Raw genomic sequence first — 13,702 nt, forward strand, 5'->3', positions numbered from 1 at the left:
AAGAAGGTTGAAAAAAATGCACACTTTAAATAAATTATCTGCCTGTATACTTACAGGTACATTGATTCTTTCTGGAATGACATCTACTGTCAAAGCGGATGAAACCAGAATTAATACAGATCACAACACGTATTACATCGGTAATGTCGAATATAACGAAGATGGAACGGTTGTGTATGCAAGCCATGTCTGTAATATGCAGGTTGAAACTCCACCCACTACAGATGGAAATGACACGGAAGTAACTCCTGATCCAGAACCATCTGAGCCGACAGAGCCAGTGACTCCAACTCCAACACCTGAGCCACAGCCACCTAAAGAGGATGGCGGTACAACAGATAAACCAGATATATCAAATCCAGATAACAACAATCAAACGGAAGGTACAGAAAAACCTGGCAAGCCTGAGACATCAACAGGAACAATCACGATTATTCCTGACGAGAATGAAGGAAATGAAAAGGTTGATATTTCAACTAAACAAACTGTGTCAACAGGTTATATCAGTTCGGTTAAAAACGCACTGAAATATGAATCGTTGCTGACAAAGGACTGGAGTAAATTTATTTTGGTGGGCAATCCATTTGCAATGCCACAGTGCACGTATTATGCATGGTCTAGATTTTATCAGGTGTATGGTTTTTCAAGCGGTGCATTTGGAAACGGAAAAGATAACGCCAGAGAGATAGTTGCTGTTCATGGAGATAAATTTAGCTTGAGCAGTACACCAAGCGGAGGTGCTGTGTTCTCAGCTCAGGCGAACACTCTATATCCGCAGTATGGTCACGTAGGTTTTGTTGAAGCCTTTGACGGAACAAATCTATGGATCAGCGAAGGAAATTACACACTAAGTAATGGCGATAATGGTTATATTCATGTTTACCGAACAACATTTCAAGCATTCAAAGCTATGTATCCTGATGTAGTATTTGCAGTACCGAATGGTTCTGTGTTGAAAAGCTCGTTGCTATCAGATTTAAGCTTATATTCTATGGACAGTGGATTGAATATAACAAATATCAGTGCCGATGATTCAAAAGTAAATGTGAAAAAGTTGAAATACAAAAATACAAAAAGAAAAAACACCATTTACTATGAAAATGGTGAGAAGATACAGCAGTATAAATTCAAACCTGCTGATGAGAAAGTCGTTTCTGAGGTGTAGAGTGATGGATGCAATTTATTTTTTGTATAGTGCATTTTCGTGTCTAATAGTATTTGGAATATTATGCTTAATATCTGATGAACATTTAATGAAAATCAAAGCTTTTCTATTACTTTTGTGTATGTTTTTTGTTCTATGTTTTGCAATCACTCTTCCTTTTTGTTTTTGATATAGTTGATTGTCACACGTATATATTTCTTTATGAATATGAGAAACTTTTTGAATAAAAGAAAACGTGGCAGTGCTGCCACGTAGGAAGGTGATGAGATGAAAGAAAAAAAATCTTGGATTGATTTATTAGATGAGAAAGAAAAAGGGTATTTAAAATGGTTGCTAATATTAACTTGTGTTGGAAGTGCAACAATAATAATTCTAAATTATTTCTTTGATATTGATATTCATATCCAGAAGTCAATTAAACAAAATATGTGTATTGGTTTGGTTTTACTCGCTTTTTCGATAATTTCATTATTAAATGCATTTAGTAGCAAAAATTGTCGAATTAAAAAATATCCAATTTGGTTCTATTTTTTACCTTTACTAACAATGATCGTTTTTGTAATACTTATTATTGCCAACTAAAAAAAACCAATGCTATATAAAGAAAGAATGTTGTGAATAATTTTTCAACAAGTGTGGTAAGTGTTGCATTCAATTGCTCTGAATGAAACGCTTCATAAACGATGATACTAGTTGATTGATATCCAATAATTGTTTTAAAAATAGTATCTAAATATTTGGTTAGTACTCTTACTTTTTCTATCTTGATAGAAAATAATTTATTCAAAGCAATGCGTAACCATTTAAATGAATGAAATTGTATGTTGTTCATTATGATTCCAAATAAAAAGATGATTAGCATTAAACAATAAAATTCCTTACTAGATTCATGAGATAAATCATTCCCAAATAGATTTTTACAAACACAACAAATAAATTCGAGAAATATTATTGTGATTATGTATTTGATGCCAAATAAGTTAAATTGTAAAGAGAAACTGAAATAAAGTAGAAATAATATGGCTTCGTACAATGGTATATCCTTAATTTTAGCAATGATTTCTGCGAATATTTGATTCATAAAGTACCTCCTAATAAATACAAATTAAATATACCATTTTGTTGTTCCAAAATGCGACAATTTAAAAATTAAGGCAAATTGCCTTAACAAAGAAAGAAGGTTGATAAAGATGATTATTATATGTTTAAATTCAAACCTGCTGATGAGAAAACAGTTGTTGAGGTGTGATGTGTATGCCTGAAATTTACTTTTTGTATAGTGCAATGGGATGTATAGCACTATTTGGATTTTACAAAAGAGAATTTGCTGTATATGAGAAACTAACAAGTACATTTAATGAAAGGTACACAATAATTAGTAAGGGGCTGAAAATGAGATGATTTTGCAAACTCAAGATAAGATAGTAGCTATTATAGTAAGTATAATAACATTTATAACTGTGATTATAGTCATTGCATGGACTATTTTGAATATCATTATGTGGAACAAGGTCATGAATATTTTCTAGAAGAGTATGATTATGAAAACATCATTAATAAAAATATGTATGTATTTTATAGAAACATTAATTGATATATCATTCTATGTTTTCTTAGGAATGCTTGCTTTGAAAATATTTATTGTACTGGTTATTTAGTTTAGTAGTTATAATTGCTGTACAACTAATACTAGCTGCAATATATGTAATAACAATATCAAAGTAGGGCTTAATGTATTCAGCAATTAACTTATAATCTTTTGGGGATATTGAATTATCACGATATTTATTTATTAAATATGTAATAAAAACATCGTATCCTGATTCTTTAATGCCTAGAAAATAGGCTATTGCAACAACAGATAAAAATGTATAGATAAAATCCAATAGATTAATTGTCCATTTGTGGGAAATATCTTCGTTAAAATAAAATTTAACAAGAAGAAATTTATAGATATGCAAGATTAAGTATAGAATGACTAAAGCAAGAAATGCTCCTATAACATAGTTGAAGTAATCCCATTTTAGTTTTAGTTTAAATATTTCAAGATTCATTCCTGAAATTACTCCAAGCCATGTGACAAATAGAAATGTAATAAAATGAATAAATAAACATTTTAAAGTATGGTTTATTGATTGTTTTCCATTATGAAACCGACAAGCTATGTAGTCTATAATTTTTGAAATGGTTTGAATAATTGCTTTCATGTTTGAGCCTCTAGAATTGAACACATTATAACATAATATAGGTTCACTGACGCACCTATTTGAAATGGAGGTGTTATCATGTTAAATATTAAAAAAATCAAAGATTTAATGTATACAAAGAAAATAACTATGTATCGATTAGCTAAAATTTGTAACGTGACAAAATCAAGGGTTATTAGAGTTCTGAATGGTACAACAAAAAATCCTCATATTGATATAGTGATATCTATTGCTAAAGCCCTAGAGGTTACTATAGATGAAATTGTAATAAAAGATTTAAGTGAGTCGAAAGAAGGTTGATAACAATGATTGTTTTAAATTCAAACCTGCTGATGAGAAAGTAGTTTCTGAAGTGTAAAAAAATGTTACTTGCTTATTTATTATATATATTTATGGGATCCATGATTTTTCTCTTACTGTTAGAAGAGCTATTTGATCCAGATAAATTTATTTTAATTAAATTATCTTTAATTATTATTGATTTTTTGATTCTCTGCTACGCATTTTTATCAATTTTACACACGCCTTGAGTTTCTTGTTATACATCAAATATTTTGTTAATGAAAAAATTAAAAATGCTACAAAACATACTAGAAAGAATTGAAGATATGTTAAATACCAATATAATTCTGTGCTTTTTATTAAATTATTAAGGCAAATTGCCTTAAAGAAAGAAGGTTGATAATAATGATGAATTTAAACCGACTGATGAAAAAAGTAGTTTCTGAGGTGTAATAGAAAATGTTGCCTGTAATTTACTTTTTGTATAGTGCAATGGGATGTATAGCACTGTTTGGGTTTTTACATATCTTTTTTGACGACAGATTTATGAATTTTAAAACTATATTATTAATTGTTGGTTTTATCTCTTTTTTAATAGCAATGTTTATTTTTCTACTTTATTTCTTGTGTATGTTTTAACCTATTCAAATCTGTTTGGATAAAAAATGATGGCAGTGCTGCTGCGTAGGAAGGTGATTGGATGAAAAAAAGATTAAGAAAGAAGAAACAAGGATGTTATTTTAAAAAAATTGATGTAGAAATTACTAGTATTGAGTCTTTAGAAAATGATTACAATTATATCGTTACTTTTAAATGCTATAGACCTAATAAATCTTATCAAGCTCATTTATTAAAATTCACTCCTTCTTTTGAATGTCTATATTCTATACAAAACGATTTAGTAAATAAAACTTTATTAAAAGGCTTGATTGATTTTCATCACAAGGATTTGTTTTTATATATACCTAAATATCAAATTAAAGCAATCGATTCCATAATGTGTTTATGTCATTGTGTATCTGGTAAAAATTTTAAAAAAACAGTGGAGAGAAAATAAATTAAGACGCATTGACTTAATAAAGAAATGGGGGATTAAATGAAAGATGAATTAAATGCCTACGGAAGAACTATAGGTGAGGAAATAGAAACAAAATATATTAGAAGTGACGAATTAGAAATTATAAAATCCTCTAAATTATATGAATATGTAGAGGATATTTACGATAAGCCAACGTCAAGCAAATTCTTAAAACTTACGGCATATATGGCACTTAATATACTGAAAGGTATTTGTTCGATTGTATTGCCTATGGCAGCTATAGCATTTCTTGTTTTCTTGTGTTCAAAAATGGGTGCTTATTCTCTAGGAAGAGTATTAAGTGTGAATATTCCAAATACAGATATAGTATCTTTTTCATTGAGTATTACAGGCTTTTTAATGGTTATTCTTTTAGGTGGCTTTAGTGTTGCAATCGTTGCGGATGATGATTTAAATATACCTATAATTTTTGAAGTGGTTGTTTCAGTAATTATGTTTGCTTTAGGAATACAGTTAATGTTTGCTTTTATGACTGCAAATGATTTTGCTTCTATCTTCTTTCCGCTTTTTAAATTTGCGTTTGTATTATGTTTTTTGTTTTCGACGCTAAAATTATTTGCTGCATTTTACTTTGTTAAAAAGAGATAAATACATTTTTGAATTTGTAAAAACAAAAAATGGCAGTGCTGCCACTTAGGAAGGTGATGAGATGAAGGGGGAAGAAAAAGGCGGAGTAGATTTTGTTCTATTATTTATTGAGATTGTCGCTAATATAGTTGTGATATTACTGCTATATTTATTTTTTAGAATACTTACTGTTAAATATTTGTGATAGTTGTTTAAAGTATATATAAAATAATGAAATTATACCTGTATACCAATAAAAAACGACTGTGTAACTCCATTGTGTAGAGAGTTCGTCAGAAAGGAAATTATGAAAATAAAATTAAAAGAATTACGAAAAATTAACAATTTGTCAATGGAAAAATTGGGTAAAGAAATAAATATGTCTAGTGGTGAAATTAGTGATATTGAAAATGGTAAAAAGAAAGATCCAAGGATAAGCACTTTAATAAAAATTGCAGATTACTTTGATGTTTCATTAGATGAACTAATTGGACGTAAATTAAACGATTAAGGCAAATTGCCTTAAAGAAAGAGGGTTGATAAAAATGATTGTTTTAAATCTAAACCTGCTGATGAAGAATCAAAGACAGTGGATGTATAGATATGTTGTTTAGAGATTTATTTTTTTTAGGTTCTGTTGCACTGTCATTTGGATGGTTGGCACACTTATGTATAAGTGACAAGGATTTTAATATAAAAACAGGTTTTATTTTTGCGGGTATGCTTGTGCTTATAGGACTTACGTGTTATGCTACACTAAACTGGAATTGACATAAGTATACGGCTTATGTATATATTCAAACTGGCATCCCTCTCCGTCTTAAAACAACGGAGTCTTGGATGTCTTTTTTTATAGAGTGAAAGGGGAAATGAAATATGAAAAAGTGGGTCTATGGAATTATATTGATTATATGTTTATGCGTTGGTGGTTTCTGTGCCTATCAGGCTTGGCAGATATACAATGAAGATAATGAGGTTGAATTACAGACAGATAAGTTAAAAAAAGAATGTGTTGAGAAAAAGAATGAGAATGGGGAACAGATTCTAGCACCTGATTGGAATGCATTAAAAGCTATCAATCCAGATATAGTGGGTTGGATATATGTTCCAGACTGTGCGATATCATATCCTGTAGTACAAGGGACAAATAACTCCTATTATTTAGATCATACGATCTATAAGGGATACAACTATATGGGATCAGCATTTCTAGACTGCAATACGAACAGAGACTTCTCAGATGATAACAATATTATTTATGGGCATTCTGTTCAGGGTGGGGGAATGTTTACTTTACTAAAGAACTTTTCATCAAAATCATTTTTTGACAGCCATCCAGATTTCTATTTGCTTACACCAGAGCAAAACTATAAATGTAATGTTTTCTGTTATTCAAAATCAAACAATGAGTCTGTGTTTTATGCAAAAGACTTTGGAGAGGAAAGACAGGAAACTTTAAATAAACTAAAAAATGAAGCACTTTATTGTAACGAGGATGTAGATACAGATTCACCTATGGTTACTTTATCTACGTGCGATCTGGATTATGGTCTACATTCAAATCGAAGATTATTGCTGTCTGGATTTTTGGAAGAGTATGATGAACAAATTGTTGTTCACTAGATGTTAAGGCAATTTGCCTTAAAGAAAGAAGGTTGATATTCATGAAAAATGTTTTTAAATTCAGGCTTGCGGATGAGAAAATCGTTTCTGAGGTGTAGAGTGATGGATGCAAGAAAAACAGTTTTGGTAATATTAACAATGATTGAGATTGTTACGGAGATTTTATATTGGTTTGTCCCTTTTAAAAATGACAGGTCTGAGAGAAATTGTTTTAGAATTTCAGGAATTATTTCTATTATCTGGTTGGTCTTTTGTATGTACTTTTTCTTTAAAATGATTAATTAAAATGTTGATTGCTAAATGTTCTATGGTGGCTCTGAGTGCGTGGAATACTCATAATCACTTTTTAGATTAAGGCAATTTGCCTTAAAAAAACTAATTGAACGAATGTACATTATTGTTGCTTCATATGTACATTTATATTATAATTAATGTACAGGAGGGGATTGCTATGAAAGTCAATACTACAGAATTAAGAACACATCTTAGTGATTATTTAACTATGGCAAACAAAGAAGAAATTATTATTACAAATAAAGGAATAGAGATTGCACGTATTATTTCACCAAAGCAGGCAAAGAAAAGATCTTTAAATAATTTAGTTGGTATATTGCCTTCATTAACTGACAAAGAGATTGAAAATATAAAAAACGAAAGGATTTCTAAGCAATGAAGATATTGGTTGATACAAATGTAATTATAGATATTCTATGTAAAAGAGAGCCGTTTTTTGAAGATTCATATAATGCACTAAATAAGTGTATTGATAATCACACTATTATTGTATCAGCTTCGGCAATCACAGACATATTCTATATTGCTAGGAAATATATTGGAAGTGAACAGGCAAAAGAATGTATAAGAAATCTTTTAGATTTAATAAAGATATCAGATACAAGGGGAGCAGATATTGAAAAAGCTCTTTCCAGTGACATTTCAGATTTTGAAGACGCTGTTGTTTCTGCAATTGCGGAAAGGCAAAAAGCTAAATATATTTTAACAAGGAATACAAAAGACTTTGAAAAATCGAAAATTTTAAGTATCACTCCTCATGATTATCTGAATATAAAAAAATGATAATCTGGTTGATATAATGTTTTGGAATTGACATAAGTATACGGCTTATGTAGATATTCAAAAAAGCATCCCTCTCCGTCTTAAATCAACGGAGTCTTGGATGCCTTTTTTAAAGAGACAATAAAACATAATTAGATAATGAATGATATTAAGGCAAATTGCCTTAATTTTTTTATGGACTGTTTTTAGTTCTTTTCTTGATATATAAAGGTTGTTTACATATTTTTGCTCATTTTTTATGAGCATTAAGTGAATATTGTTCGCACAAATTTCTAGCATTTTTGTTTCTCTGATGTGTTATAATGCTAATGTAGAGGAATTGTAAGGATTGCACACATTATCATCCACAATTTTTATACAAAAGATAAGTAGGTTAATCTGCAACCTTCCCTGTTGCCCTGCTTATCTTTTTTTATTTTGGAAGGAGGTATCGGTATGATGACCTATGATGATTATGACATGATGTATGAAAGACTGATGTACCTGAAGAAGAACCAAAACAATTTATCACTGAATGAACGAACAAAAAAAGTTATTGAAGAAATTGGAAAACACCCTGATGCATTTGAAATGTACAAGGGTGTTTTTTTAACACCCGATCAAGTGAAAAATCTACAACGCTTTGGTATCAACGGAAAGCAGGCATCTCAGTATATCCTAAATCAATGTGAATTAAGAACAAAAAATTCACTTGAACTTACGTATCGCTACTATGGTTACGTTAAACCTATTACACCTGCAATTTTAAACCAGGTGATTGATGATGTAGCTACACGTGTCCAGCTTGAAAATGAATATGCGAGAACAGTCCATGCTCCATCTCCGCAGGATGAGAAGGAAGACCAGCTGACCTTGAATGAATTAGGACAGTTTGAACACTAAGCGTAATTATGGAATTATATAAGACATTTTCAAAATTACCTTTGGACAGATACGAAGATTATCTGTCCATGATACGCAATGGTGATTACAGAAATATCCAAGCGGATGATGTGCAGGATGTAAGACTGTTTAGCTATGAGCATACGATAACACGTAACATGGCAAATGTAGAAATTCCATTACAGGATGGGTTATACAATTTTATAAACGAAAATGTACCATCCCGTCATTTTTATGGCTATATACAGAATGAAAAGATAAGGGACGTATATTTTGATCAGGACCAGATCGCTCATGTAGATGAATTGATTATGGCGGAATACAGTAAAACAGAAATTTTGAGTAAACAGGCTTTCCACTACTCAATACAACATCAGGAAATTAATGAACAGCTTAAAAATGCGGATGAAATCGAATCCTATCGTATCTGGGATGATGTGATAAACAAGATTTACGATGATGTCGATCTGGATTGTTTTACTAAAGATGAAGAAGAACTAGCCGAAGAAAGACTGGCTGACTATTATTACGAAATATGATGTGTGCAATATTCACAAAACAATTCTTTTATTGAATTAGAAAAATAACATAAGGAGGCTCTATCATGAGTGTTAAATTTTATACAAAGGACGAAAAAAACGAATTAAGAGATTTAGCTGTAAATATCAGACAATTATCTGTGGCAGAAATTGCAGACAATGTTTATGGTTTGACATTATACTCAAAGAAAAATAATGCAAGATACCTTGTATGCTATGAACATCCTTCATTGATCTTTGATTTGCAGAAAAACTTAGTTTTCTATAATGCGAAAACAACAAACGGGATGAACTGCTATGACTTTGTGCAGTTTTATGAAAACTGTAGTTTTACGGAAGCCAGAGAAAAGGTAAATCAATATTATATGGAAAGGGATCCAAGAAATCTTGTTCTATACGAATATTCTCATACAAAAAATGCAGTATACAAGCATACAGGAATCAGTCTGCCTGATAGAGAAAGTGGTAACTTTAATGAGATGAAGGATTATTTTATACAAACAATGGCATTTGAAGGGAATGTAGTAGATACTCTGATTTTAAATCAGTCACTTTACATGAGTAAAAATATGCATAATGCAGTATTTGTTGGATACGATGAAAAAAATAATCCAGCTTTTGCATTGGAATATGGTATCAAAGATACACCATACAAACACGAAGCTGCGGGTTCTTTTACATCAGTTGGATGGAAACAAATTCAAGACCATGCAAGCGATATTATAATCTTTGACTCACCTATGAATGCGTTAGCTTATTTAAGCATTGATACAGAAGCAAGTGTAATTGCTTCAAAAGACATTACCACTTTATATAATATGGTTAAATATTATCAGGAAAACAGCGATAAATATGAATTCATGAAAGATGTAAAGAACATCACCTATATTCTTGAAAACTCACCAAAGGCGGATTTGGTTGTAAACCGAATCAAAGAAACAGCTACAGATGAACGATTTAAAAACATGAAACAAGTGGACACAGACGAATTAAAAAGAACATATATTCAATCCATGAACGCAAACAGCGAATTTCAATATACTGTTTCAGAAGAAGATTATGATGAGGTCGAGTATAAAGATATCCGTACATTTATTGATGATATGGATGAGATGACAGGTCAGCTTCAGGATCAGCAGAATAAAGAAGAAAGAGCTATGGAATAGTTAAGGCAAATTGCCTTAACTATTTTTTGCATAGAAAGGAAAATGGTATATGACTCGTATTTTAAAAAGAGGACAGAAAACATATTTTAAAGAAGATGTTGTAACCTGTTTGGCGGATGAAACCATGCAGAAAGTATTCTCGCAAAGTGAATATGGAAATCGTGTTGTGTTTATGGATGAATTGCAGGAACAAGCAAAAGAAAGATTCAACATGGACTTTACGAATGAAGATTATGAAATTTTCAAATCACTGATTGCAAAGGATGAATATCTTCTTTCTTTAGATGATAATGCAGGCATTTTGGAATCGAAGGCATTAGATATAGTAGTAGGTTATGGACGAGTGAAAGGTGGGGTTTCCGGTTTGTGGGAAAAGGAACAAGCGGAATACGATCAAAAGGAACAGTTATATGCCGACCTTTTAAAGAAGCATCCAATGAAATACGATGCAAAGTCAGAATGTTTATGGCTACCAGATGGAACTAAGGTGAACAATGTATTGTCATCTTTGCAGGCGGAATACTATCATGACAATTATCTGTACCATGAAGTGTTTGAACGTATGGCTCAAATAGAATTTGAAAACAACTTGAAGAATGAAGTGCTTGACCAGAGCAACGAATACAAATATCAAATGCTTTCCAGATTACAGTGTGATTGTCAATATTTTTTGGGAAATGGAAATTGCCATGAAAAACATTTGTGGGCAAACAATCTCGATAATCACATACTGGCAATGAAAATGATCTATGAAAGTTTTGACAAGCAGGACAAGCCTGTATGGATAAACAATGAAATGATTGATCTTTACAAAGACCAGATGTGGACAGCTTCTCTTTCAAAACAGGCGAATAGTCTATGCGACAGATTAATGGAATGTTTTGAAGATATGGACCCGTATGAAGCTATGGATTGCAGGGATATAGATATTGATACGCAAAAACACGCAGTATATGAAGCATTAGTTACAGGAGATACAGACGATATCATCACGAACCTTGAGGATTATAAAAGTGCGTGTGCCAGTGGCGATTTAGAGCAATATGATAAAATTCAAAAATTATTGGATGATGTTAAAAAATTAGAAAAGAATGTAGATTCACACTACGTTAAACGATTTGATCCGCATTACGCAATCTCCATCAGTGATGTTCGTGATATGTTGGAAAAAGGAACAGTAATTCAATGCAACCATATGCGGGATCCTTCTCATCCTGTACCTGACGGAACACGTGGTGTTGTCGAACAGGTGGATGATGCAGGGCTGGTACATGTGAAGTGGGAGAATGGCTCTGGTTTGAATCTGGATCCATTAGTAGATGATTTTGAAGTGATCGAGGATGAACTCGATCTAGGCGAAAAACAACAGGAAGATGAATTGGAATTATAGTTAAGGCAATTTGCCTTAACTGTTTTTATTTAGAAAGGATAGATTAATTTATGAGTAGATGGGATATTTTATTAGATAGAACGAATCAGGCTAAAATTAAGACTGATTATGTGAACGAGGTAAACAAAGAAAATGAAAAAAAATATTGGAAAGAAAGATGTGACAAGGCTCAGAATAAATTTTTCGATATGATCAAGGCTGAAGAATTGAAAGAAATTTTTGATTTATTCGCAGCTTTAGGAAAACCACATTATTATTGGAAACATTCGCTTGGTCATTATCCAACTGAAAATATGCCACAATGGAAAGATGTTTGCCCAGATTCGAGATGGGAAGGTGGACCTGATTATATGGAAGATCGAGACTTGGACCGAATCGGTATTGGAACAAGAAATGCCAGTGGTCGCATGGCTTCCATGCCATGTTTACGCATGAGAATCGACGATCCAGAATGGGGAATGAAATGGAATTATTTATCTGTAGAAATGTATTTGAATAAGGAAAATCATATCATATCTCATCAGAGTATATATTCATATCATAATGGAGATGGAATGGTCGAATTTAATGCAATTGACGAGAATAAGCGTACTGGAATTATTTATGAGCACTTTGTTAAAGCATATCCAGAATTTATTAAAAATTTTGAACGGATAGCTGAAAATGAAATTCAGAAAAAGGAAATGTCCCTAGAAAATATCGAATTGCCAGTATTTCATTCAGAAAAGGATATTTCAGAAGATGTATTGAGTACATTTGAAACATATTGTATCAAAGATGGAGTTTCCTATGCAATGAATGAAACAGGGGATGAGCTGTACGCAATCAATTCAAGTCTATCCGATCACGATATAAATATACTTTTAAAGAGTGCAATCAATAAGCATCAGTTTGATGCAAGTGACCAGGTATATCTGTATGCAGACGATGACGAGTTGCATTATCATCTGGAAGAATTATTTGACCAGTATTTGGATGCTCCAGATGATTTTGATTATGTCAGCGAAGAATTTGAGAATGGTTTGGAACAATATCAGGATGAGCTTGGAAAGAATGAAATGGAATTATAGTTAAGGCAAATTGCCTTAACTTTTTTTGCTAGAAAGGAAAATGGTATATGGCTCGTATTTTAAAAAGAAGTCAAAGAAAGATGGAGTCCGCAATAGATGTACCCACTGAAAGTGAATACAAAGCATTTCAGGATTTAAGATCACATCTAATTATGCTGAAAAATGGACTTCCTTATTTTGAAGAAAGCATACATCCAGTAATGGAAGTATTAAAGGTGAAAGAAAAAATTTTAGATCAGCATAGTAAGGATGCGTATCGCTTAGGGAGTACCTATCAATCAAGACCATTTGAACTTGTTGATACGGCACCTTTGAAAAAAGCTTTTGAAGCAGACCAGTTTAAACTTCATGGAATGAAAAAAGAAATCAGCAAATGTTCTAAGGAGTTGGAGCATTACAGATACGAATGGCAGACAATTATTAAACCTCCAAAGGAAATGCTGAAGGATTTCTTTATTGTACGTGTTTCTCCCGAAGTGAATGAGATATTTAATAAACATATAGATTATTTACAGGATAGATTGGATCACCTGAAGCTATACGAAAATGGATTCTATCTTGAAAGTTGCAGTTTAAACTGGTACTATGTCAAGAAAAAGGACTCATAAAATAGATAAATTTTAAATTTTAATGCT

General features: G+C 31.6%; 17 protein-coding genes. 15 read left to right on the plus strand and 2 right to left on the minus strand.

Annotation, left to right across the window (positions count from 1 at the left end; all coding sequences use genetic code 11):
* Nucleotides 1-16 precede the first annotated feature (16 nt).
* The gene (locus DWY01_RS09570) at nucleotides 17-1,165 is read left to right on the plus strand and encodes a CHAP domain-containing protein (RefSeq protein ID WP_117995904.1); all 1,149 of its coding nucleotides are present in this window, start codon (nucleotides 17-19) and stop codon (nucleotides 1,163-1,165) included.
* Between the two features lie 267 nt (nucleotides 1,166-1,432).
* Nucleotides 1,433-1,747: a hypothetical protein gene (locus tag DWY01_RS09575; protein ID WP_117995905.1), complete on the plus strand. Its 315-nt coding sequence runs from the start codon at nucleotides 1,433-1,435 to the stop codon at nucleotides 1,745-1,747.
* On the opposite strand, the gene DWY01_RS09580 is transcribed toward DWY01_RS09575, so the two are convergent.
* Together DWY01_RS09580 and DWY01_RS09585 are read right to left on the minus strand one after the other, a co-directional pair.
* Nucleotides 1,734-2,246: a hypothetical protein gene (locus DWY01_RS09580; RefSeq protein WP_117995906.1), complete on the minus strand. Its 513-nt coding sequence runs from the start codon at nucleotides 2,244-2,246 to the stop codon at nucleotides 1,734-1,736. The genes DWY01_RS09575 and DWY01_RS09580 overlap by 14 nt on opposite strands.
* A gap of 532 nt (nucleotides 2,247-2,778) precedes the next feature.
* Nucleotides 2,779-3,372 (minus strand): hypothetical protein, encoded by a 594-nt coding sequence (locus DWY01_RS09585; protein ID WP_117995907.1) that lies wholly within the window; start codon nucleotides 3,370-3,372, stop codon nucleotides 2,779-2,781.
* A gap of 78 nt (nucleotides 3,373-3,450) precedes the next feature.
* Between DWY01_RS09585 and DWY01_RS09590 the strand changes: the two genes are divergently transcribed.
* From DWY01_RS09590 to DWY01_RS09655, 13 genes are all read left to right on the plus strand, one after another.
* On the plus strand, nucleotides 3,451-3,672 hold the full coding sequence (locus DWY01_RS09590) for a helix-turn-helix domain-containing protein (protein ID WP_117995908.1): 222 nt from the start codon (nucleotides 3,451-3,453) through the stop codon (nucleotides 3,670-3,672).
* 682 nt (nucleotides 3,673-4,354) lie between these two features.
* A complete protein-coding gene (locus tag DWY01_RS09595; protein ID WP_117995909.1) occupies nucleotides 4,355-4,711 on the plus strand; it encodes a hypothetical protein in 357 nt (118 codons plus the stop codon).
* 39 nt (nucleotides 4,712-4,750) lie between these two features.
* Nucleotides 4,751-5,341 (plus strand): hypothetical protein, encoded by a 591-nt coding sequence (locus tag DWY01_RS09600; RefSeq protein ID WP_117995910.1) that lies wholly within the window; start codon nucleotides 4,751-4,753, stop codon nucleotides 5,339-5,341.
* Nucleotides 5,342-5,627: 286 nt separating this feature from the next.
* On the plus strand, nucleotides 5,628-5,831 hold the full coding sequence (locus DWY01_RS09605; protein WP_117995911.1) for a helix-turn-helix domain-containing protein: 204 nt from the start codon (nucleotides 5,628-5,630) through the stop codon (nucleotides 5,829-5,831).
* 365 nt (nucleotides 5,832-6,196) lie between these two features.
* Nucleotides 6,197-6,943 (plus strand): class B sortase, encoded by a 747-nt coding sequence (srtB, locus tag DWY01_RS09610; RefSeq protein WP_117995912.1) that lies wholly within the window; start codon nucleotides 6,197-6,199, stop codon nucleotides 6,941-6,943.
* A gap of 451 nt (nucleotides 6,944-7,394) precedes the next feature.
* Nucleotides 7,395-7,616 (plus strand): type II toxin-antitoxin system Phd/YefM family antitoxin, encoded by a 222-nt coding sequence (locus DWY01_RS09615; RefSeq protein ID WP_158553700.1) that lies wholly within the window; start codon nucleotides 7,395-7,397, stop codon nucleotides 7,614-7,616.
* On the plus strand, nucleotides 7,613-8,020 hold the full coding sequence (locus tag DWY01_RS09620; protein ID WP_117995914.1) for a PIN domain-containing protein: 408 nt from the start codon (nucleotides 7,613-7,615) through the stop codon (nucleotides 8,018-8,020). The genes DWY01_RS09615 and DWY01_RS09620 overlap by 4 nt, the downstream gene beginning before the upstream one ends.
* Before the next feature lie 435 nt (nucleotides 8,021-8,455).
* Nucleotides 8,456-8,902, plus strand: coding sequence for a hypothetical protein (locus tag DWY01_RS09630; protein ID WP_117995916.1), 447 nt, complete (start codon nucleotides 8,456-8,458; stop codon nucleotides 8,900-8,902).
* A gap of 68 nt (nucleotides 8,903-8,970) precedes the next feature.
* Complete coding sequence (locus DWY01_RS09635) at nucleotides 8,971-9,441, plus strand: hypothetical protein (protein ID WP_117995917.1); 471 nt, start codon at nucleotides 8,971-8,973, stop codon at nucleotides 9,439-9,441.
* Nucleotides 9,442-9,506: 65 nt separating this feature from the next.
* The gene (locus DWY01_RS09640; protein ID WP_117995918.1) at nucleotides 9,507-10,607 is read left to right on the plus strand and encodes a hypothetical protein; all 1,101 of its coding nucleotides are present in this window, start codon (nucleotides 9,507-9,509) and stop codon (nucleotides 10,605-10,607) included.
* Between the two features lie 49 nt (nucleotides 10,608-10,656).
* Nucleotides 10,657-11,997 carry an LPD11 domain-containing protein gene (locus tag DWY01_RS11580; protein WP_158553701.1) on the plus strand — a complete coding sequence of 447 codons (1,341 nt, stop codon included), beginning with the start codon at nucleotides 10,657-10,659 and terminating at the stop codon, nucleotides 11,995-11,997.
* Nucleotides 11,998-12,047: 50 nt separating this feature from the next.
* A complete protein-coding gene (locus DWY01_RS09650; RefSeq protein ID WP_117995919.1) occupies nucleotides 12,048-13,067 on the plus strand; it encodes a hypothetical protein in 1,020 nt (339 codons plus the stop codon).
* A 47-nt stretch (nucleotides 13,068-13,114) separates the two neighbouring features.
* Complete coding sequence (locus tag DWY01_RS09655; RefSeq protein ID WP_117995920.1) at nucleotides 13,115-13,675, plus strand: hypothetical protein; 561 nt, start codon at nucleotides 13,115-13,117, stop codon at nucleotides 13,673-13,675.
* The last annotated feature ends 27 nt before the right edge of the window (nucleotides 13,676-13,702 follow it).

The sequence above is a fragment of the Eubacterium sp. AF22-8LB genome, from assembly GCF_003458715.1.
Taxonomy (GTDB): Bacteria; Bacillota_I; Bacilli_A; order Erysipelotrichales; family Erysipelotrichaceae; genus Holdemanella.